The 22,844-nt window shown below is 76.4% G+C and carries 2 protein-coding genes; both read right to left on the reverse strand.

Annotated elements, in window-relative coordinates; genetic code table 11:
* Positions 1–13: 13 nt before the first annotated feature.
* Positions 14–11,392: a type I polyketide synthase gene (locus LO762_RS21465; protein WP_230617647.1), complete on the reverse strand. Its 11,379-nt coding sequence runs from the start codon at positions 11,390–11,392 to the stop codon at positions 14–16.
* A 55-nt stretch (positions 11,393–11,447) separates the two neighbouring features.
* Positions 11,448–22,820, reverse strand: a complete 11,373-nt coding sequence (locus tag LO762_RS21470; protein WP_230617648.1) for a type I polyketide synthase — start codon at positions 22,818–22,820, stop codon at positions 11,448–11,450.
* Positions 22,821–22,844 lie beyond the last annotated feature (24 nt).

A 22,844-nucleotide genomic window follows, 5' to 3' on the forward strand; every position in this document is an offset into this window, starting at 1 on the left:
CTCCGGGGAACGGTCAGGCCGAGGTCTGGCCGAGGACCTGGTCGATGAGGTCGAACATCTCTTCCGGTGAGGCGTCGGCGAGGTCGTCCGCGGCGTCGGCCGCCGGGAGCAGGCGCAGCCGGGCCGCGAGGGACTCCAGCCGGACGGCCAGGGTGAGCCGGTCGGACTCGTCGTCCGGCGGGGTGCCGAGGGCCTGCTCCAGCCGGTCGAGCTCGTCCGCGGCGACCGGCCGGGCGGGCGGGGCGGCGAGCTCGTCCAGCCGGGCGGCGAGCTCGGCCGGGCTGGGATGGTCGAACACGAGCGTCGCGGGCAGCCTGAGCCCGGTCGCCGCGGTCAGCCGGTTCCGCAGCTCGACGGCGGTCAGCGAGTCGAAGCCGAGATCGCGGAAGGCGGTGCCGGGGTCGACGGCGCCGGGCGTCCGGTGGCCGAGGACGGTCGAGACCTGGAGGCCGACCAGGTCGAGGACGGCCTTGCGGCGCTCCTGCGGTTCCAGGCGCGCCAGCCGCTCCGCCAGCGGCTCCGCCCTGCTCGTCCCGGCCGAGGAGGGCACCCGGACCAGGTCGGCGAGGACCGCGGGCAGCAGGCCCGCCTCGGCCTGGGCGCGCAGTCCCGCCCGGTCGAGCCGGGCCGGGACGGCCGTCGCGGCGCCGTCCGCCAGCGCCGCCTCCAGCAGGGCGAGCCCCTCTTCGGGAGTGAGCGGCGCGATGCCGCCGCGCCCCACCCGGCCGAGGTCGTCCTGGTCGAGATGGCCGGTCATGCCGCCGTCCGTCGCCCAGAACCCCCAGGCCAGCGAGGTGGCGGGCAGCCCGAGGGCGTGCCGGTGCGCGGCGAGGGCGTCGAGGTAGGAGTTGGCGGCGGCGTAGTTGGCCTGGCCCGGGGTGCCGAGAGTGCCGGCCAGGGAGGAGAACAGGACGAAGTGGGTCAGGTCGAGGTGCTCGGTGAGCCGGTGCAGCCGCCAGGCGGTGTCGGCCTTCGGAGCGAGGACGGGGCGCAGCCGTTCGGGGGTGAGCGAGGCCAGCGTGGCGTCGTCGAGGACGCCCGCGGTGTGGAAGACCGCGCCGAGGGGATGCTCGCCGGGGATCGTGGCCAGCAGTCCTGCGAGGGTGCCGGGATCGGAGGTGTCGGCCGCGGTGATGGTGACGGTGGCGCCGAGCGCGGTGAGGTCGGCGTGGAGGCCGGCGGCGCCCGGGGCGTCGGGGCCGCGCCTGCTGGTGAGCAGGAGGTGCCGGACGCCGTGGGCGGTGACGAGGTGCCGGGCGAGCAGGCCGCCGAGCGCGCCGGTGCCGCCGGTGATCAGAACGGTCGCGCCGTCACGGAAGCCCGGTGCCGGATCGGCGGGCGGATCGGCCCTGGTGATCCGCGGGACCAGGAGCGCGCCGTCCCGGATCGCCAGCTGCGGTTCGCCGGACGCGACGGCCGCGGTGAGGGCGTCGCCTCCGGTCTCCGGGTCGTCGAGATCGACCAGGACGAGCCGGCCGGCCTCCTCGGCCTGCGCCGATCTGACCAGGCCCCACACCACCGAGGCCGCCAGGTCGGCGACGGGCTCGCCCGCGACGCTCACCGCGCCCCGTGTGACCAGCACCAGGGGGGTCCCCGTCTTCCGGTCGTCGGCGAGCCTGTCCTGGACGAGGGCGAGGGCCCGGACGGCCAGTTCGTGCGCCGCCTCCTCGCCGGAGCCCTCGGACCGCAGCGTCACCACGTCGTGGGCGGGTGCCCCGGCGGTGGCGGGGCCGGCGGCGAGGGGCCGCCAGCCGAGGCGCAGGAGCGGGGGCCCGCCCCCGAGCAGCGCCAGCCGGTCGGCCGGGATCGCCCGGGTGGCCAGCGCTCCGACCGAGCCGATCGGGGCGCCGTCCTCGTCGGCGAGGTCGAGGGTGAAGGCGTCGCCGTCGACCGGCGACAGCCGCACCCGCAGCCCCCGGGTTCCCGGACGGTGCCAGGCGACGTCGGTCCACGCGAACGGCAGCCGGGGGCCGCCGGGGTCGCCGCCGGCGAACGCTGCGACGTGCAGGGCGGCGTCCAGCAGCGCCGGATGCGCCGTATGGCCGGCCGGATCGGCGGTCTCGGGCAGAGCCACCTCGGCGTACAGATCCCCGCCGTGCCGCCAGGCCGCCCGCAGCCCCTGGAAGACCGGTCCGTAGCCGTACCCCAGATCGGCCAGCCGGGCGTACCCGGCGGCGACGTCGACGGGTTCGGCGCCGGGCGGCGGCCAGGCGCCCAGCGGCCGGGCGAAGGCCGTCCCTTCGGCCAGCTCACCCGTCGCGTGCCGGGTCCAGGGGCCGTCGTCGCTCCGGGAGTGCACCGTCACCGCGCGGGTTCCGTCCTCGCCGGGCCCGGCGAGGACGACCTGGAGCCGGACGGCGCCCGAGCGGGGCAGGACCAGCGGGTTCTCCAGGGTCAGCTCGGCGAGCCGGTCGAGCCCGGCGTGCGCGGCGGCGTGCAGGGCGAGGTCGACGAAGGCCGTGCCCGGCAGCAGGACGGTGTCGTGGACGGCGTGGTCGGCCAGCCACGGATGGGTGTCGAGGGAGATCCGGCCGGTGAACAGCACCTCCTCGGCGTCGGCCCGGTCGGTCGTCTGGGTCAGCAGCGGATGCCCCGAGACGGCCCGGTCGCCCGGGACCAGCGCCGGCGCCCAGTAGCGGTCCCGCTGGAAGGGGTAGGTCGGCAGGTCGACCGGCTCGGCCGGGGCCAGGACGGTCGCCCAGTCGGCATCGGCGCCGTGGACGGCGGCCTCGGCCAATGAGGCGAGCAGCCTGTCGGGCCCGCCGTCGTCGCGGCGGAGCGTGCCCAGGGCGGCGACGGGGCCGCCGGTCTCATCGGCGCTCTCCTGGACGGCGGCCGTCAGCACCGGATGCGGGCTGGCCTCGACGAACAGGGCGTGCCCGGATTCCAGCAGGCCGGTGACGGCCTCGTGGAACCGGACCGGCTCGCGCAGGTTGCGGTACCAGTAGTCCGCGGTCAGAGCGAGGCCGTCGACGGGCGCGCCGGTGACCGTGGAGTGCAGCGGGATGTCGGAGGGGCGCGGGTCGACGTCGGCGAGCAGCGTCAGCAGCTCCGCCCGGATGGCCTCGACGTGCGGGGAGTGCGAGGCGTAGTCGACGGGGATCCTGCGGAACCGCACCGACTCCCGCTCGCACAGCTCGCCGAGCTCGGCCAGCGCGTCGGGGTCGCCGGACACGACCGTCGAGCGGGGGCTGTTGAGCGCCGCGACGCCGATCCGGCCCGGCCACTGCCCGATCAGCTTCTCGACGCGGTCGGCGGCGAGCAGGATCGAGGCCATGCCGCCGGTCCCGGCGAGGGCGGTGATGGCCCGGCTGCGCAGCGCGCTGATCCGGGCGGCGTCCTCCAGGGTGAGGGCGCCGGCCACATGCGCGGCGGCGATCTCGCCCTGGGAGTGGCCGATGACGGCGGCGGGCCGCACCCCGTGGTGCTGCCAGAGCCGGGCCAGGGACACCTGGACGGCGAACAGCGCCGGCTGGACGACGTCGACCCGCTCCAGCGCGGCCGGGTCGGCGAGGACCGTGCGCAGGTCCCAGCCGGTGTGCGGGGCGAGCGCCCGCGCGCAGGCGTCGAGATGGCCCGCGAAGACCGGCGAGGCGTCGGCCAGGCCGAGGGCCATCCCCACCCACTGGGAGCCCTGGCCGGGGAAGACGAACACCGGGCGGCCCGAGCCGGAGCCTTGATGGAGCTGCGGGGCCTCGCGGCCGGAACGCAGGGCGTCGAGGCCGTCGAGCAGGGTCGTCCGGTCGGCGCCCAGCACGACCGCGCGGTGGGCGAAGGAGGCGCGGGAGACCGCGAGGGTCCGGCCGACGGCGGCGGGGCCCGTCCCGGGGTCGGCGGCCAGCCGCGTGTGGAGCCGGCCGGCCTGGTCGCGCAGGGCCTGCTCGGTCCGGGCCGACAGCACCCAGGGCAGGACGCCGTCCGGGTCCTGGGCGGGGGCCGGTGCGGGCCGCGCGGGGGCCTGTTCGAGGACGAGATGGGCGTTGGTGCCGCTCACGCCGAAGGAGGACACGGCGGCGCGGCGCGGACGGTCGTGGTCAGGCCAGGGGGTCTCCTCGGTGAGCAGGCGGATAGAACCGGCGTCCCAGTCGATGTGCGGGGAGGCGTTCTCGGCGTGCAGGGTGCGCGGCAGGATCCCGCGCTGCAGCGCCAGCACCGTCTTGATCACCCCGGAGGCTCCGGCCGCCGCCGCGGAATGTCCCAGGTTGGACTTGATGGATCCGAGCCACAGGGGGGTCTCGCGGTTCTGTCCGTAGGTGGCGAGGAGTGCTTGGGCCTCAATGGGGTCGCCCAGGGTGGTGCCGGTGCCGTGGGCCTCGACGGCGTCGACCTCGCTCGGCTTCAGGCCCGCGTTGGCGAGGGCTTGGCGGATGACGCGCTGTTGGGAGGGTCCGTTGGGTGCGGTGAGGCCGTTGCTGGCGCCGTCCTGGTTGACGGCCGATCCCTTGAGGACCGCCAGGATCGGGTGCCCGTTGCGCCGGGCGTCCGACAGCCGTTCCAGGAGGAGCAGGCCGACCCCTTCGCCCCAGCCGGTGCCGTCGGCGTCGGCGCTGAAGGAGCGGCAGCGTCCGTCGGGCGAGAGACCGCGCTGGCGGCTGAACTCCACGAACAGGGCCGGCGTCGCCATCACCATCGCCCCTCCGGCCAGCGCCAGATCGCATTCACCGGTCCGCAGGGCCTGCGCGGCCAGGTGCATCGCGACCAGGGAGGAGGAGCAGGCCGTGTCGACCGTGATCGCGGGGCCCTCGAACCCGAAGGTGTAGGCGAGCCGCCCCGAGGCGACGCTGGTGGCGTTGCCGGTCATCAGATAGCCCTCCAGCGAGGGGCTCACCTCGTGGATGCGGGGGGCGTAGTCCTGGGACACCACCCCCGCGAACACGCCGGTCGCGGTGCCGCGCAGCGAGGTGGGGTCGATCCCGGCCCGTTCCAGGGTCTCCCAGGTGGTCTCCAGCAGGAGCCGCTGCTGCGGGTCCATCGCGATGGCCTCACGCGGCGAGATGCCGAAGAAGGCCGGGTCGAAGCGGGCGGCGTCGTACAGGAACGAGCCGTGGCGGGTGTAGGTCGTGGCGGGATGGTCGGGGTCGGGGTGGAAGAGGGCGTCGAGGTTCCAGCCGCGGTCGGCCGGGAACGGCCCGGTGGTGTCGGTCCCGGCCGCCAGCAGCGCCCACAGGTCCTCCGGCGAGCCGACGCCGCCCGGCAGGCGGCAGCCCATCGAGACGACCGCGATCGGGTCGTCGTCCCGGCCGGTGGCGCGGACGGCGACCGGGGCCTCGGGCACCGCGCCCGTCAGCTCGGCGACCAGATGGGCGGCCAGCGCCGCGGGCGTCGGATGGTCGAACACGACCGTCGCCGACAGGCGCAGCCCGGTCGCGCCGTTCAGCCGGTTGCGCAGCTCCACCCCGGTCAGCGAGTCGAACGCCAGGTCCCGGAACGCCCGGTCGGCCCCGATCGCCTCGGCTGAGGCATGGCCGAGGACGGCCGCGCACTCCTCGCGCACCAGATCGAGGACGATCCGCAGCCGTTCGGCAGGCGCGGCGGAGGCGAGCCGGGAGCCGAGCCCGGATCCGGCGGCGGACGCCCGCCGCAGCGGTGCCCTGACCAGCCCGCGCAGAAGCGGCGGCACCGGTCCGGCGGCCGTGGCGGGCAGCGAGAACTTGGCCGCGACCACGGCCGGGATGCCCGAGGCGAGCGCCGTGTCGAACAGGGCGAGCGCCTCCTCGGAGGGCAGCGGCAGCAGCCCGCCGCGGGCGATCCGGGCGGTGCCGGCGTCGCCGAGGGCGCCGGTCAGCGTGCTGGAGGCCGCCCACAGGCCCCAGGCGATCGACGTCGCGGGCAGTCCGCGCGCTTTGCGGTCGATGGCCAGCGCGTCGAGGAAGGCGTTGGCGGCGGCGTAGTTGGCCTGGCCCGGATTGCCGAGGATCCCGGCGACCGAGGAGAAGGTCACGAACGCGGCGAGGTCCAGGCCCGCGGTCAGCTCGTCGAGGTGGCGGGCGCCGTCGAGCTTGGGGCGGAGCACCTCGTCGAGGGTCTCGGCGGTCAGCGAGGCGAGTGTGCCGTCGCGGGTGACGCCCGCGGCGTGGACCACGGCGGTCAGCGGGTGCTCGGCCGGGATCGCGGCGAGCAGCGCGGCGAGGGCGTCCCGGTCGGCGACGTCGCAGGCCGCGACGCTCACCTCCGCGCCGAGCCCGGCCAGCTCCTCGACCAGGGACCCGGCCCCGGTGCCCTGCCGCCCGGTGAGCAGCAGCCGCCGGGCCCCGTGGACGGTCACCAGATGCCGGGCGAGGAGCCCGCCGAGCGTGCCGGTGCCGCCGGTGACCAGGATCGTCCCCGCCGGGTCGAGCGCGGGCGGGAGGGTCAGGACGACCTTGCCGATCTGACGGGCCTGGCCGAGGTAGCGGAACGCCTCGCGGGCCTGGCGCAGATCCCAGACCGCCACCGGGAGCGGCCGGAGCACCCCGGCGGCGAACAGGTCCAGGATCTCGGCGAGCATCTCCGCGATCCGGTCGGGTCCGGCCTCACCGAGGTCGAACGGCAGATACTCCACGCCCGGATGGGCGGCCGCGAGCTCGTCGCGGTCACGCAGATCGGTCTTGCCCATCTCGGCGAACCGCCCGCCGCGCGGCAGCAGCCGCAGGGAGGCGTCGATGAACTCCCCGGCGAGGGAGTTCAGCACGATGTCGACGCCGCGGCCGCCGGTGGCCCGGGTGATCCGCTCCTCGAACTCCAGGGTCCGCGACGACGACAGCCGGCCGGCGTCCAGGCCGAACTCCGCGAGCGCCCCCCATTTGCCGGGGCTCGCCGTGCCGTGGACCGCCAGGCCCAGATGCCGGGCGAGCTGGACGGCCGCTAGGCCGACCCCGCCCGCCGCCGAATGGATCAGCACCTGCTCGCCCGGCCGGGCGCGGGCCAGATCGTGCAGCGCGTAGTAGGCGGTGAGGAAGACGATCGGCACGGCGGCCGCCTGCGCGAAGGTCCAGCCTTCGGGGACGGGCGCGAGCAGGCGCCGGTCGGTGGTGGCGTAGGGGCCCATGGCGCCGGTGAACAGGCCCGTCACCCGGTCGCCCGGCCGCAGCGTGGTGACGTCCGGGCCGACCTCCGCCACGATCCCGGCGGCCTCGCCGCCGAGCGGCGCGGCCCCCGGGTAGACGCCGAGGGCGATGAGGACGTCGCGGAAGTTCAGCCCGATCGCCCGCACCGCGACCCGCACCTCGCCCGGGCCCGGGGGTGCCGCCGTCACGGCGACGGGGACGATCCCGTCGAGGGTGCCGGTGCCGTCGGCCTCCAGCAGCCACGGCCCGTCGGGGGCCGTCAGGGCGTCGGCGGGGTGGAGGCGGGCCAGGCGGGGCGCGTAGCCGGTGCCGCCGCGCACGGCGATCTGCGGTTCGCCCGAGCCGAGGAGGGCGGCGGCCCACTCGTCCGGCGTGCCGTCGAGGTCGAGCAGGACGAGCCGGTCGGGGTTCTCCGACTGGGCGGAGCGCACCAGGCCCCACACGGGTGCGGCCGCGGGGTCGGCCGGGCGCTCGCCGGGAAGGACGGCGACCGCGCCCCGGGTGAGGATCGCGAGCCGGGAGCGGGCGAACCGCTCGTCGGCGAGGAAGGCGGTCACGGCGCTCAGCGTCCGGTTCAGGACCTCGCGGGTCCGATCGGGGGAGCCCGCCCGGACGGGCAGCAGCACCACGTCCGGAACGTCGCCCGCCAGCGCTTCGAGATCCCGGTCGAGCACCGCCGTGGTCACCGGTTCGGCCGCGGCGGGGATCTCGGTCCAGGTCTCGCGGAAGGAGGCGTCGCCGCGCGGCCTGGCCGGGGCGAAGTGGTCGGCGTCGATGCGGCGCAGGGCCAGCGACGCCACCGTGACGACCGGTGCGCCCGCGGGGTCGGCGGCGCTCAGGGTGACAGCGTCGGGCCCGGCGGGGGCCAGCCTGACCCGCAGCCCGGTGGCGCCCTCGGCGTGCAGGGCCACCCCCGACCACGAGAAGGGCAGCGCGACCCGGGAATCGGCGACGCCGGGGTCGAGCAGCGCCAGGGAGTGCAGGGCGGAGTCCAGGAGCGCGGGATGCAGGCCGAACCCGGTGACGTCCGCGTCGTCGGGCAGCGCGACCTCGGCGTAGACCGCGCCGTCGAGCCGCCATGCAGCGCGCAGCCCCCGGAACGCCCCGTCATAGCGGGCTCCGGCGGCGGCGAGCCGCTCGTAGAGATCGTCGACGGTGACGGGTTCGGCGCCCTCCGGCGGCCAGATCGCGGGGAAAGCGTCGGCGGGGGCGGTGTCGGCGTGGAGGTCGCCGGTGGCGTTGCGGGTCCACGGGGTGTCGTGCGGGGCGTCCTCGGGACGGGAGTGGACGGTGAGGGAGCGGCGGCCGGACGGGTCGGGGCCGCCCACCCGGACCTGGACCCGGATCGCGCCGTCGGCGGGGACGAGGAGCGGGCTCTCCAGGGTGAGCTCGTCGATGCGGCCGGCGCCCGCCTCCGCCCCGGCCCGCAGCGCGAGGTCGACCAGGCCGGTGCCGGGGAACAGGACCGTCCCGGCGATCGTGTGGCCGGTCAGCCACGGGTGGGTGCGGGCCGACAGCCGGCCGGTGAGGAGCAGGTCGTCCGAGCCGGCGGGGGCGAGGACGGCGGCGAGCACGGGATGCCCTGCCTCGGCCAGGCCCGCCGCGCCCAGGTCGCCCGTGCCGGGCCGCGCCTCGATGCGGTGCCGGTCCGGGCGGAAGGCGTAGGTCGGCAGGTCGACGGCGGAGGCCGTCGCCTCGGCGGGCCACAGCGGCACCGCCCCGGCCAGCCGGAGCCGGGCGAACGCGGCGCGGACGCCCGCGTCCTCGGCCCGGTCCTTGCGGACGGCGGGCACGAACAGCGCCTCGTCGTCGCCCTGACGGCCCAGCGAGGTGAGGGCGGAGTCCGGCCCGACCTCCAGGAACCGGGCGGTGCCCAGGGCGCGCAGGGTCCGCAGGCCGTCGTGGAACCGGACGGCCTCCCGGATGTGCCGCACCCAGTAGTCCGGCGAGGTGAGCTCCGTCGCAACCTCTCCGGTGACGTTGGAGATCACCGGCAGGGCGGGTTCGCGGTAGGTCAGGCCCGCCGCGACCGCGCCGAACTCCGCCAGGATCGGATCCATGTGCGGAGAGTGGAAGGCGTGGCTGACCTGGAGCCTGCGGGTCCGGTGCCCGAGGGCGGCCAGCCGGTCGGCGACCCGGGACACCGCGTCCTCGTCACCGGAGATCACGACGGCGTCCGGCCCGTTGATCGTGGCGATCACGACGCCGTCCGTCAGCTCGGCCCGCACCGCCTGCTCGTCCGCCCGGATCGCGACCATGGCGCCGCCGGGGCGGGCGCTCTGCATGAGGCGGGCGCGCGCGGCGACCAGCGTGCAGGCGTCGTCGAGGTCGAGGACGCCCGCGACGTGCGCGGCGGCCACCTCGCCCACCGAGTGGCCGATGAGACGGTCCGGTCGCAGCCCCCACGAGGAGACCAGCCGGTAGAGGGCCACCTCGAAGGCGAACAGCGCGGGCTGGGTGTAGCGGGTCTGGTCGAGCAGGGCCGCGTCCGGGGTGCCGGGCTCGGCGAACATGACCGCGCGCAGCGGCCGGTCGAGCAGCGGATCGAGCCGTTCGGCGATCGCGTCGAGGGCCTCGGCGAACACGGGGAACGCCGCGTGGAGCTCCCGGCCCATCCCGGGCCGCTGGCTGCCCTGGCCGGAGAACAGGACCGCGGTCCCGCCCCTGACAGGGGTGCCGGTGACGACCTGCGGCGCGGGTTCGCCGGCGGCCAGCGCGGCCAGCCCGGCGAGGGCCTCCCGCGGGTCCCCGGCCAGGACCGCCGCGCGGCGTCCGAGCACCGTGCGGGTGGTGGCCAGCGAGAACGCCACATCGGCGGCGGCCAGGTCCGGCCGGTCTGCCAGCCATGCCCGCAGCCGTCCGGCCTGGTCCCGCAGGGTCGCCTCGTCGCGGCCCGACAGCACCCAGGTCACCGGCCCGGCGAGCGGGACCGGCTCCGGGGTCTCGGCCTCCTCCGCCTCCTGCGCGGCCGGGGCCTGTTCGAGGATGACATGGGCGTTGGTGCCGCTGACGCCGAAGGAGGAGACGGCCGCCCGGCGCGGCCGGTCGTGGTCGGGCCAGGAGGTCTCGGCGGTGAGGAGGCGGACGGCCCCGGCGCTCCAGTCGACGTGCGGGGTCGGCTCGTCCACGTGCAGGGTGCGGGGCAGCCTGCCGTGCCGCAGCGCCAGAACGGTCTTGATGATGCCCGCGACGCCGGCCGCCGCCTGGGTGTGGCCGATGTTCGACTTGATCGACCCCAGCCACAGCGGGGTCGGGCGCTCGCCCCCGTAGGCCGCCAGCAGCGCCTGCGCCTCGATGGGGTCGCCCAGGGTGGTGCCGGTGCCGTGGGCCTCGACAGCGTCGACGTCACCGGGTGCCAGGCCCGCGTCGGCCAGGGCCGCCTCGATCACCCGCTGCTGGGACGGCCCGTTGGGCGCGGTCAGCCCGTTGCTGGCGCCGTCCTGGTTGACGGCGGTGCCGCGCAGCACCGCCAGGACCTGATGGCCGTTGCGGCGGGCGTCGGACAGCCGCTCCACCAGCAGCAGGCCGACGCCCTCACCGAATCCGGTGCCGTCGGCGCCCGCCGCGAACGACCGGCAGCGGCCGTCGGGCGAAAGGCCCCGCTGGCGGCTGAACTCCACGAACAGGGCCGGGCCGGCCATCACCGTGACCCCGCCCGCCAGAGCGAGCGAGCACTCCCCGCGCCGCAGCGCCTGGACGGCCAGATGTAGCGCGACCAGCGAGGAGGAGCAGGCCGTGTCGATCGTGATGGCCGGCCCTTCGAGGCCGAAGGTGTAGGACAGCCGGCCCGAGGCGACGCTCGTGGTGTTGCCGGTCAGCAGATAACCCTCGACGTCCTCGGGCACCGAGCCGAGCCGGGGCGCGTAGTCCTGGGCGATCGCCCCGACGAACACCCCGGTTCTGCTGCCCGTCAACGACTTGGGGTCGATCCGGGCGTTCTCCAGCGTCTCCCACGCGACCTCCAGCAGCAGCCGCTGCTGGGGATCGGTCGCGGCGGCCTCGCGCGGGCTCAGCCCGAACAGGTCGGCGTCGAACCGGTCCGCGCCGTCGAGGAAACCGCCGCGCCGGGTGTAGGTGCGGCCGGGGACGTCGGGATCGGGGTCGAACAGCGCCTCGGCGTCCCAGCCGCGGTCCTCGGGGAACGGGCCGATCGCGTCGCCGCCCTCCTCCAGCAGCCGCCACAGATCCTGCGGGGAGGCGACCCCGCCGGGGAACCGGCAGGCCATCCCGACGATCGCGATCGGCTCGGAGTCGCGCGCCTGAAGCTCCTGCAGGCGGCGCCGCGCCTGGCGCAGGTCGGTCGTGGCGCGCTTGAGGTAGTCGCGGACCTTGTCGTCAGAGAGCATGGCCATCCACTTCTGGGTCGTGCCGGGTCTGGGCGGCGCGGAGTCGGGCGTCGGGTCAGGTGAGGCCGAGTTCGTTCTCCAGGGCGAGCATCAGCTCGTCGTCGTCGGCGGTGTCCAGGTCGGAGTCCTCGCCGTCCGCCGGCTGGTCGCCCTCCCACTTGCGGAGGAAGGCGCGCAGGCGGGGGCCGATGCGGTCGCGGGTCCCGGCGGTGAGGGCGGTCAGGGCGGAGTCGAGCCGGTCGAGGTCGGCCAGGACCGGGGCGCCCGGATCGGCGTCGGCCGGGACGAGCTCGGCCTCAAGGAGCGCGGCGAGCGCAGCGGGCGTCGGATGGTCGAACACAGCCGTCGCGGGCAGCCGCAGCCCCGTCGCGGTGTTGAGGCGGTTGCGGAACTCGACCGCCGACAGGGAGTCGAACCCGAGCTCCTTGAACGGCCGGTCCTCCTCGACGGCGGCGGGCGCGGTGTGCCCGAGGACGGCGGCGCTCTCGGCGCGCACCAGATCGAGCAGCACCTTGCGCCGCTCCGGAACGGGCAGGGCGGCGAGCCGTTCGGCCAGCCCGGCCCGGCCCGGTGCGGCGGCGCCCCCGGCGACCCGCCGGACGGGCGCGCCGGCCAGGCCGCGCAGCAGCGGCGGAACCGGGGAGGCACGCAGCGCCGACGGTTCGATCCTGATCGGCACCAGCACCGGCTCGTCACGCCGGGACGCCAGGTCGAACAGGGCCAGCCCCTCCTTGGTCTCCAGGGGCGCGAACCCGCCGCGCGTCAGGCGTTCCAGGTCCGCTCCGGCCAGATGCCCGGTCATCCCGCTGGCCTCCGCCCACAGTCCCCAGGCCAGGGACTGGGCGGGCAGCCCGGCGTGCCTCCGCCGGACGGCCAGGGCGTCGAGCGCGGCGTTGGCGGCCGCGTAGTTGGCCTGGCCGGGGGCGCCGAGGCTGCCCGCGGCAGAGGAGAACAGCACGAACGCGGCGAGATCCAGGGGCTCGGTCAGCTCGTGCAGATGGAGCGCTGAGTCGATCTTGGGCCGGAGGACCCGGTCGAGCCGGTCGGGGGTCAGCGCGGTCACCACCCCGTCGTCCAGGACGCCCGCCGCGTGGACGACCGCCGTCAGCGGATGCCCGGCCGGCACCGAGGCCAGCAGCCCGGCCAGGGCGTCGCGGTCGGCGGTGTCGCAGGCGGCGACCCGCACGTGCGCCCCGTGCCCGGACAGCTCGGCGACGAGTTCCTCCGCGCCGTCGGCGGCCAGGCCCCGGCGGCCGGTCAGCAGGAGGTGCCGGACCCCGTGGTTGGTCACGAGATGCCGGGCCAGTGCCCGGCCGAGCGTGCCGGTGCCGCCGGTGATCAGGACCGTCCCCTCGGCGGCGAGCGGAACGGGCAGGGTCAGGACGACCTTGCCGATCTGGCGGGCGCGGCTGAGATGGCGGATCGCCTCGGGGGCGCGGCGGACGTCCCAGGCGGTGACGGGCAGCGGCGCCACCGCCCCGGACTCGAACAGCTCCCGGAGCTCGCCGAGGATCTCCTGGATGCGCGGGGTCCCGGCGTCCAGCAGGTCGAAGGCCTGGTAGTGGACGCCCGGATGGACCGCGGCGACCTCCTCGGGGACCCGGATGTCGGTCTTGCCCATCTCCAGGAACCGGCCGCCCGGCCGCAGCAGCCGCAGGGTCGCATCGGCGAACTCCCCGGCGAGGGAGTTGAGGACGACGTCGATGCCGGCGTCCCGGAAGTGGTCCTCGAAGGCGAGGGTGCGGGAGTTGGCGATGCCGGCGTCGGTGAGGCCTTCGGCGCGCAGGGCGTCCCACTTGCCGGGGCTGGCGGTGCCGACGACCTCGACGCCCCAGTGGCGGGCGAGCCGGGTGGCGGCCAGGCCGACCCCGCCCGCCGCCGCGTGGACGAGCAGCGTCTCGCCCGGACGGACCTGGGCGAGATCGACCAGTCCGTAGTAGGCGGTCATGAACACCACGGGCGCGGCGGCGGCCTGCGCGAACGACCAGCGCGTCGGCATCGGCACGATGAGGGCGCGGTCGGTGCGGGTGACCGGGCCGATCCCGCCGGACATCAGGCCCATGACCCGGTCGCCGGGGCGCAGGTCGGTGATGTCCGAGCCGATCTCGACCACGACTCCCGCGGCTTCGCCGCCGAGCGGGCGGGCGTCGTCGGGGACCATCCCGAGGGCCAGCAGGACGTCGCGGAAGTTGAGGCCGGAGGCGCGCAGGGCGACCCTGACCTCGTGCGGCTCCAGCGGGGTGCCGGCCGAGGGGCCGGCGTCGAGGGAGACGCCCTCCAGGACGCCCGAACCGGTCAGCTTCAACCGCCAGGCCCCCTCGTCGGCGGGCGGGCGCAGCAGGCCCTCGTCGCCGGTGCGCTGGAGCCGCGGCACGTGGACGCGGCCGTCCCTGATCGCGGCCTGCGGTTCACCGGTGGCCAGCGCCGCCTCGACATGGTCGAGGCCGGTGGCGTCCAGATCGAGCAGGACGAACCGGTCGGGCTGCTCGGACTGGGCGGCCCTGACCAGGCCCCAGACGGCGGCGCCGCCCAGGTCGGGCACGCTCTCGCCGGGCGCGGTCGCGACCGCGCCCCGGGTGAGCAGCACCAGGCGCGAGGCGGTGGACCGGTCGTCGGCGAGCCAGCGGTGGATCAGGTCGAGGGCCCGGGCGGCGGCCGCATGGACCCCGGCGGAGTCCGCGGCCGGGCCGCCGATCTCGACCAGGACGGCGGAGGGCAGATCGGGGCCGAGGCCGTCGAGGTCGGCGACGGCCGTCCAAGATGGTTCGCCCGCCGGTTCGCTGTTCAGCGCCGGGGGCAGCGGCGTCCAGGCGGGGGTGAACAGGGAGTCGGGCGGTGTCGGCGCGGTGCGCAGCGCGGCCGGGTCGATGGCGCGGACGGTCAGCGAGGCGACGGTGGCGACCGGCGCGCCCTCGGGGTCGGTGAGGGCGAGGGCGACCGTGTCGGCTCCGGTGGGCGTGATCCGGGCGCGGAGCGAGGTCGCCCCGGTGGCGTGCAGGGTGACGCCCGTCCAAGCGAACGGCAGCCGCAGCTCGGAGGCGGCCGTGCCGGTCAGGCCGGCGGCGTGCAGGACCGCGTCCAGGAGGGCGGGGTGCAGGCCGTACCCGGCGACGTCGGTGCCGTCGGGCAGGGCCGCGGCGGCCAGGATGTCGGAGCCGGACCGCCAGGCGGCCCGCAGGCCCTGGAACAGCGGGCCGTAGTCCAGGCCGAGCCCGGCCAGGGCGTCGTAGTGGCCGGCCAGATCGATCGGCTCGGCACCGGGCGGCGGCCACACGCCGTTCTCGGCGGCGGGCTCACCCGGCTCGGCGGCGGTGAGCAGCCCGGTGGCGTGCCGGAGCCAGCCGGAGCCGTCGGTACGGGAGTGGACGGTGATCCGCCGGGCGCCGTCGGCGTCCGGGGCGGCGACGGCGACCTGGAGCCGGGTCGGGACGGCCGCGCTGAGCGGGCTCTCCAGGGTGAGTTCGGCCAGGTGCGGTGCGCCCACCTGGTCGCCCGCGGCGACCGCGAGATCGACCAGCGCCGCGCCCGGCACCAGCGGGGTGCCGGCCACGAGATGGTCGGCCAGCCAGGGCTGGGCCTGCGCCGAGATCCGGCCGGTGAACAGCGCGCCGTCGTCCTCGGCGGGACGGACCCCGGCGGCCAGCAGCGCGTGCCCGGGCACGTCGAGACCGGCGGAGCCGACGTCGGCGTCGGAGACGGGCGCGTCGATCCAGAACCGGGAACGGCGGAACGGCGAGGTGGGCAGATCGACCAGGGGGCCCGCGGGCAGCGCCCAGTCGACCGGGGCGCCCAGGGTGTGGGCGGTCGCCGCGGAGGTCAGGAACCGGCGGATCCCGCCCTCGTCACGGCGCAGGGTGCCCACCACGGCGGCGGTGCGTTCGGCGGCCGCGATCGTGTCCTGGACCGCCCCCAGCAGCACCGGGTGCGGGCTGACCTCGACGAACAGGGTGTGTCCGTCGGACAGGAGCGCTCCGACCGTCCGGTCGAGTTCGACGGGTTCGCGCAGGTTCCGGTACCAGTAGGCGGCGTCGAGCTCCTCGAAGGGGGCGCCGGTGACGGTCGAGTACAGCGGGATCCGCGGCGGGCGCGGGGCGATCGGCCCGAGCGCGGCCAGCAGATCGTCCCGCACGGCCTCGACCTGCGGGGAGTGCGAGGCGTAGTCGACCGCGATCCGGCGGGCCTGTATCCCTTCGGACTCCAGCGCCGCCAGCAGCTCCGCGATCGCGGCGGGGTCGCCCGACACGACCGTCGAGGCGGGGCCGTTCACGGCGGCCACGGCGACGCCGTCACCGGTCAGCCGCTGCCGGACGGTGCCGGCGGGCAGCGACACCGAGGCCATCGCCCCGCCGCCGGCGAGGCCGACCAGTGCCCTGCTGCGCAGCGCGACGATCCGGGCGGCGTCGCCGAGGTCGAGCGCGCCCGCGATGTGCGCGGCGGCGATCTCGCCCTGGGAGTGGCCGACGACGGCGTCGGGGCGCACCCCCTGGTGCTCCCAGAGCCGGGCGAGCGCGACCATCACCGCGAACAGGACCGGCTGCACGATCTCGACGCGGCGCAGCGCGGCCTCGTCGGTGAGCGCCTCGGCGGCCGGCACGTCCAGGTAGGGGTCGAGGGTCTCGGCGCAGGCGGTGAAGGCCGCGCGGAACACCGGCGAGTCGGCCAGCAGCGCGGTCGCCATGCCCGTCCACTGGGAACCCTGGCCGGGGAAGACGAACACGGTCCGCCCGGCGGGGCCCGCGGAGCCCGTGATCACGGTGGGGGCCGGAACGCCCTCGGCCAAGGCCCGCAGCCCGGCGTGGAGCTCGTCGCGGTCCTCACCGAGGACGACGGCCCGGTGCCGCAGCGAGGCGCGGGTCGTGGCGAGCGAGGCCGCGACACGCGCCGGATCGGTGCCGGGCGCAGCGGCCAGCAGGTCGGCCAGCAACGACGCCCGGTCGACCAGGCCCGCCTCGTCCGGTGCGGACAGCACGAACGGCAGCGGTCCCGCGACGGGCTCGGCGGCCGGGATCTCGGCGGGCTCGGGGGCCTGCTCGACGATGACGTGGGCGTTGGTGCCGCTGATGCCGAAGGAGGAGACCGCGGCGCGCCGCGGACGGCCGTTCGCGGTCCACGGGACGGGCTCGGTCAGCAGCCGGACGGCGCCGGCGGTCCAGTCGACATGCGGGGACGGCCGGTCGGCGTGCAGGGTCGGCGGCAACAGGTCGTTGCGCAGCGCGCCGATCATCTTGATCACTCCGCCGACGCCGGCGGCGGCCTGGGTGTGGCCGATGTTCGACTTCAGCGAGCCGAGCCACAGGGGCTTGTCGCGGTCGCGCCCGTAGGTGGCCAGCAGGGCCTGGGCCTCGATCGGGTCGCCGAGGGAGGTGCCGGTGCCGTGCGCCTCGACGGCGTCGACGTCGCCCGGCTGGAGGCCCGCGTTGGCCAGGGCCTGCCGGATGACGCGTTCCTGGGCGGGGCCGTTGGGCGCGGTGAGCCCGTTGCTGGCGCCGTCCTGGTTGACGGCCGTGCCCTTGAGGACCGCCAGGATCGGATGCCCGTTGCGCTGGGCGTCGGAGAGGCGTTCGACCAGGAGGATCCCGGCGCCCTCGCCCCAGCCCGTGCCGTCGGCGGCCTCGCCGAACGCCCGGCAGCGGCCGTCGCGCGACAGTCCGCGCTGGCGGCTGAACTCCACGAAGATCGCCGGAGTGGCCATCACGGTGACGCCGCCGGCCAGGGCGAGGTCGCATTCGCCGCTGCGCAGCGCCTGCGCCGCCAGATGCAGGGCCACGAGGGAGGAGGAGCAGGCGGTGTCGACGGTGACGGCGGGCCCTTCGAGGCCCAGCGTGTAGGCGATCCGGCCCGAGGCGACGCTGCCCGCGCTGCCGTTGCCCAGATAGCCTTCCATGTCCTCGGGCGACCGGTTGAGGTACAGCCGCGCGCCGTAGTCGTTGTACATGACGCCGGTGAACACGCCGGTCCGGGTGCCGCGCAGCGCCGCGGGGTCGATCCTGGCGCGTTCGACGGCCTCCCAGGAGATCTCCAGCAGCAGCCGCTGCTGGGGGTCCATCGCGGCGGCCTCACGCGGGGAGATGCCGAAGAACGCCGGGTCGAAGTCGGCGGCGTCGTGCAGGAATCCGCCGTGCCGGACATAGGACGTGCCGGTGTGGGCGGGGTCGGCGTCGTAGAGGCGGTCGAGGTCCCAGCCGCGGTCGGCGGGGAACTCCGAGATGGCGTCGGTGCCGCCGACGACCAGGTCCCAGAGCTGCTCCGGGCCGGTGACGCCGCCGGGGTAGCGGCAGCCGATGCCGACGATCGCGATCGGCTCGTCGGGGTCGGCTCCCGATCGGGCGACTACGGCGGGCCCGGCGGGCGAGGCGGCGGCCTCCTCGCGCAGGCGGGCGGCGAGCGCGACGGGCGTCGGATGGTCGAACACCAGCGTGGCGGGCAGGGCGAGGCCGCTGGCCGCGCCGAGCCGGTTGCGGAGCTCCACCGAGGTCAGCGAGTCGAACCCGAGGTCCTTGAACGCCCGCGCGGTGTCGACGGCCTCGGTGCCGGAGTGGCCCAGGACGGCGGCGATCTGCGCGGTGACCAGATCGAGGGTGAGGCGCTCCTGGTCGGCGGCGCTGAGCCCGGCCAGCCGTTCGCGCAGCGATCCGGCCGCCGGACGGGCCGCGGCCCGCCGCGAGGGAGCCGGGGCCAGGTCCGCCAGCAGCGGCGGCAGCGTTCCGGCGCCGACCTGGTCGCGCAGGGCACGGGGGTTCCACCGGACCGGGACGGCCACTGGACGGCCGGGGTCCAGGGCGGCGTCGAACAGGGCGAGCGCGGCCGGGGCGGCGAGCGGGAGCAGTCCTGCCCGGGCGATCCGGTCGTGCTGTACGGAGTCCAGATGCCCGGTCAGCTCGCTGGTGTCGGCCCACAGCCCCCAGGCGAGCGAGGTGGCGGGCAGCCCCTCGGCGTGCCGGTGGGCGGCGAGGGCGTCGAGGTAGGCGTTGGCGGCCGCGTAGTTGGCCTGGCCGGCCGCGCCGAGGGTCCCGGCGAGGGAGGAGAACAGGACGAAGTGGGTGAGGCCGGCGTCCCGGGTCTGCTGGTGGAGGTGCCAGGCGGTACCGGCCTTGGGAAGCAGGACGGTGTGGAGCCGGTCGGCGGTGAGGCCGTCGAGGACGGTGTCGTCCAGGACGCCCGCGGTGTGGATCACGGCGCTGAGCGGGTGTTCGGCGGGGACCGTCGCCAGCAGGGCGGCGAGCGCGCCGGGATCGGAGGTGTCGGCGGCCGCGATGGTGACGGTGGCGCCGAGGGCGGTCAGTTCGGCGTGCAGGTCGGTCGCGCCGGGTGCGTCGGTGCCGCGCCTGCTGGTGAGCAGGAGGTGCCGGATACCGTGGGCGGTGACGAGGTGGCGGGCGAGCAGGCCGCCGAGGGTCCCGGTGCCGCCGGTGATCAGGACCGTGCCGTCCGTGCGGAACGCCACCGGTTCGGCGGCCGGGGCGGCTCGGGCCAGCCGGGGGACGAGGACGGCCCCGTCGCGGAGCGCGAGCTGGGGTTCGCCGGTGGCCAGGGCGGCATCTAGGGAACCGCTGCCTTCACCGGCGAGATCGAGGAGGACGAAGCGGCCGGGATGCTCCAGCTGGGCGGCCCTGACCAGGCCCCAGACGGCGGCATGCGCCGGATCCTCCCCGGTGGTGGCGCCGCGGGTGACGAGCGCCAGCCGGGAGCCGGCCCAGCGGTCCCCGGCCAGCCACTCGTGCAGGACGCCGAGGGCGTGCTCGGCCACGCGGTGCGCGGCGGGGGCGTCGGGGCCGCCCGCGGGCAGGTGCTCCAGGACGGCGGGCAGATGCTCACCGGCCAGCGCGGGGGCCGGAGCCCAGACGACCTCGTGGAGGCCGTCGGGGCCGGACCGGCCGACCGGGCGGACCGTCAGCGACTCCGCCGACAGGACGGGGCGGCCGTCCGGCGCCGACACCTCCAGGGCGAAGGCGTCGGGGCCGGCGCGGCGCAGGACCGCGCGGACCGCGGTCGTGCCCGCGGGACGCACCGTGACCCCGTGCCAGGAGAACGGGACCCGGAGCGGGCCGCCGTCGTCGGCGAGCGGATGCAGGACGGCGTCGAGCAGCGCGGGATGGACGCCGTATCCGCGGACGTCGCCGTCGGCGGGCAGCTCGGCCTCGACGTACAGGGTGTCGCCGGACCGCCACGCCGCGGTGGCGCCCTGGAAGAACGGGCCGTAGTCCAGGCCCAGGCCCGCCAGGCGCGGATACAGGTCGTCGATCGCGACGGGTTCGGCCCCGGCGGGCGGCCAGAGGGGGGCGGCCTCGGGCGCGGGCCCGGCGGTCTCGGTGAGGGTCCCGGTCGCGTGCCGCGTCCAGGGCGCGTCGTCGTCGGGGTCGTCCGGGCGGGAGTGTACGGCCACCTCGCGCCGTCCGTCGTCGCCTCGGGCCCCGACGACCACCTGGAGCAGGACGCCGCCCGAGGCCGGAAGGGCCAGGGGGGCGCCGAGCGTCAGCTCCTCGACCGCGGCGGCGCCCGTGCGGGACGCGGCGTGCGCGGCCAGGTCGAGGAAGGCGGTTCCGGGCAGCAGGACCGTGCCGTCGACGGTGTGGTGGGCGAGCCAGGGGGCGGTCGCGGTCGACAGGCGTCCGGTGAACACGGTGCCGTCGCCCTCGGCCAGCCGGACGGTCGCGCCGAGGAACGGGTGGCCGCCGACGGCGAGGCCGAGCGTCGCGGGCTCGCCGGCGTCGGGGGCGTCGATCCACAGCCGTCTGCGCTGGAAGGGGTAGGTCGGCAGGTCGGCGCGGCGGCCGTCCAGCAGCGAGGACCAGTCGGGCCGTGCGCCGCGCGCCTGGAGCCCGGCCAGCGCCGTGACCACCTGGCGGGGTTCGGGACGGTCGCGGCGGACGGCGGCTATGACGGCCGTGCCGTCGGCGGACGTCTCGCGGACGGCGGCGGTGAGGACGGCGTCGGGACCGATCTCGACGAAGGTCGTGGCACCCGCGGCCTCCAGCGCGCGGACTCCGTCGGCGAAGCGGACGGTCCCGCGCAGATGCCGGACCCAGTAGCCGGGCTCGCCGAAGTCGGCGCCGAGCCCTCCGGTCAGATCCGACACCAGCGGGATCTCGGGTCGGCCGTGGGGCACCTCGGCGGCGATCCGCTCGAACTCCGCGAGCGCGGAGTCCATGTGCGGGGAGTGGAAGGCGTGGCTGACCCGCAGCTCCCGGGTGCGGCGGCCGCGCCCGGCGAATCCGGCGGCGATCTCCAGCACCGCCTCGCGGTCGCCGGACAGCACAAGCGAGGCGGGCCCGTTGATCGCGGCCAGCGCCACCTCGCCTTCGCGTCCGGCGAGCGCGGCGAGCGCCTCGGTCTCGGTGGCCTCGACGGCGACCATCGCGCCGCCGGAGCGCGCCGCCTGCATCAGCCGGCCGCGCGCGGCGACCAGCCGGGCCGCGTCGGGAAGGGTGAGGACGCCCGCGACGTGCGCGGCGGCCAGCCCGCCGATCGAGTGGCCGAGCAGCAGATCGGGGCGGACCCCGAAGGAGGCGACGAGCCGGTACAGGGCGACCTCGAAGGCGAACAGGGCGCTCTGGGCGTGGACGGTCTGGTCGAGCGTCCCGTCCTCGGCCAGGAGCGTCCGCCGGACGGGGCGGTCCAGATGCGGGTCGAGGGCGTCGGCGATCTCGTTGAGTGCCTGGTCGAAGACGGGGAACGCCGCCGCGAGCCCGCGGCCCATGCCGGGCCGCTGGCTGCCCTGCCCGGAGAACAGATAGGCGGTCTTGCCCTGGTTCGCCTTTCCGACGGCGGTGTCCGCGGGGGCCTCGCCCCTGGCCAGACCGTCGAGGGAGGCGAGCAGGCCGTCGCGGCCGTCGGCGACGATCACGGCCCGGTGCTCCAGCGCCGCGCGTCCGGACGCCAGGGTGTAGGCGATGTCGGCGGGGTCGAGCGCGGGGTCGGCGGTGATCCGGGCGCGCAGCAGCGCCGCCTGGTCGGCGAGGGCCTCGCCGGTGCGGGCCGACAGGACGAACGGCAGGACTCCCGGCGCCGCCGGAACGGAGGATCCGTCCTCGGCCTCCTCCGCGGCCGGCTCCAGCGCCTGCTCGACGATCACATGGGCGTTGGTGCCGCTGATGCCGAAGGACGACACCGCGGCGCGGCGCAGATCGCCGCCGGGCTGCCACGGGACGGCCTCGGTGAGGAGCCGGACGCTGCCCCGCTCCCAGTCGACGTGGGGGCTCGGCCGGTCGGCGTGGAGGGTGCGGGGGAGGGTCTCGTGCCGCAGCGCCATGATCATCTTGATGACTCCGGCGACGCCCGCCGCGGCCTGGGTGTGGCCGAGGTTCGACTTCACCGAGCCGAGCCACAGGGGCCGGTCGCGGTCCTTGCCGTAGGTCTCCAGCAGGGCCTGGGCCTCGATCGGATCGCCGAGCGTCGTCCCGGTGCCGTGGGCCTCGACGGCGTCGACGTCCTTCGGCTGGAGACCGGCGGCCGTGAGCGCCTGGCGGATCACCCGCTGCTGGGCGGGGCCGTTGGGCGCGGTGAGACGGCTGCTCGCGCCGTCCTGGTTGACGGCGGTGGCCCGCAGCACGGCCAGGACGGGATGGCCGTTGCGGCGCGCGTCGGACAGGCGCTCCAGCAGCAGCAGTCCCGCGCCCTCGCCCCAGCCGGTGCCGTCGGCGTCGGCGGAGAAGGCGCGGCAGCGGCCGTCGGCGGACAGTCCCCGCTGGCGGCTGAACTCCACGAAGCTGCCGGGGCCGGCCATGACCGTGACGCCGCCCGCCAGCGCCAGCGAGCAGTCGCCGTCGCGCAGGGACTGCGCCGCCAGGTGCATCGCGACCAGCGAGGACGAGCAGGCCGTGTCCACGGTGACGGCCGGCCCTTCCAGGCCGAAGGTGTAGGCGACCCGGCCCGAGGCGATGCTGCCCGCGCTGCCGCTGCGCAGATACCCTTCGAGCTCCTCGGGCGCCTGCCGGATCCGGGAGGCGTAGTCGTCGTACATGACGCCGGTGAAAACGCCGGTCCTGCTGCCGCGCAGGACGGCCGGGTCGAGGCCCGACCGTTCGAACAGCTCCCAGGCCAGCTCCAGCAGCAGCCGCTGCTGCGGGTCGATCGCCAGGGCCTCGCGCGGGCTGATGTCGAAGAAGGCCGGGTCGAACCGGGCGGCGTCGTGCAGGAAGCCGCCGTGCCGGGTGTAGGTGGTGCCCGGACGGTCGGGGTCGGGGTCGTGGAGCCGGTCGGTGTCCCAGCCCCGGTCGGTGGGGAACGGCGTGATGGCGTCGGTTCCGGAGGCGACCAGCTCCCACAGGTCCTCGGGAGAGGCGACGCCGCCGGGGTAGCGGCAGCTCATCGCCACCACGGCGATCGGCTCGGAGCGGGCGGCCTCGGCGTCGCGCAGCCGCTGGCGGGCCTGGTGCAGCTCGGCGGTGACCCGCTTGAGGTAGGTGCGGAGCCGTTCCTCTGTGGCCATGATGTCGTGTCCCCTTCTCGATGT

The organism is Actinocorallia sp. API 0066 (assembly GCF_020991275.1).
Classification (GTDB): domain Bacteria; phylum Actinomycetota; class Actinomycetes; order Streptosporangiales; family Streptosporangiaceae; genus Actinocorallia.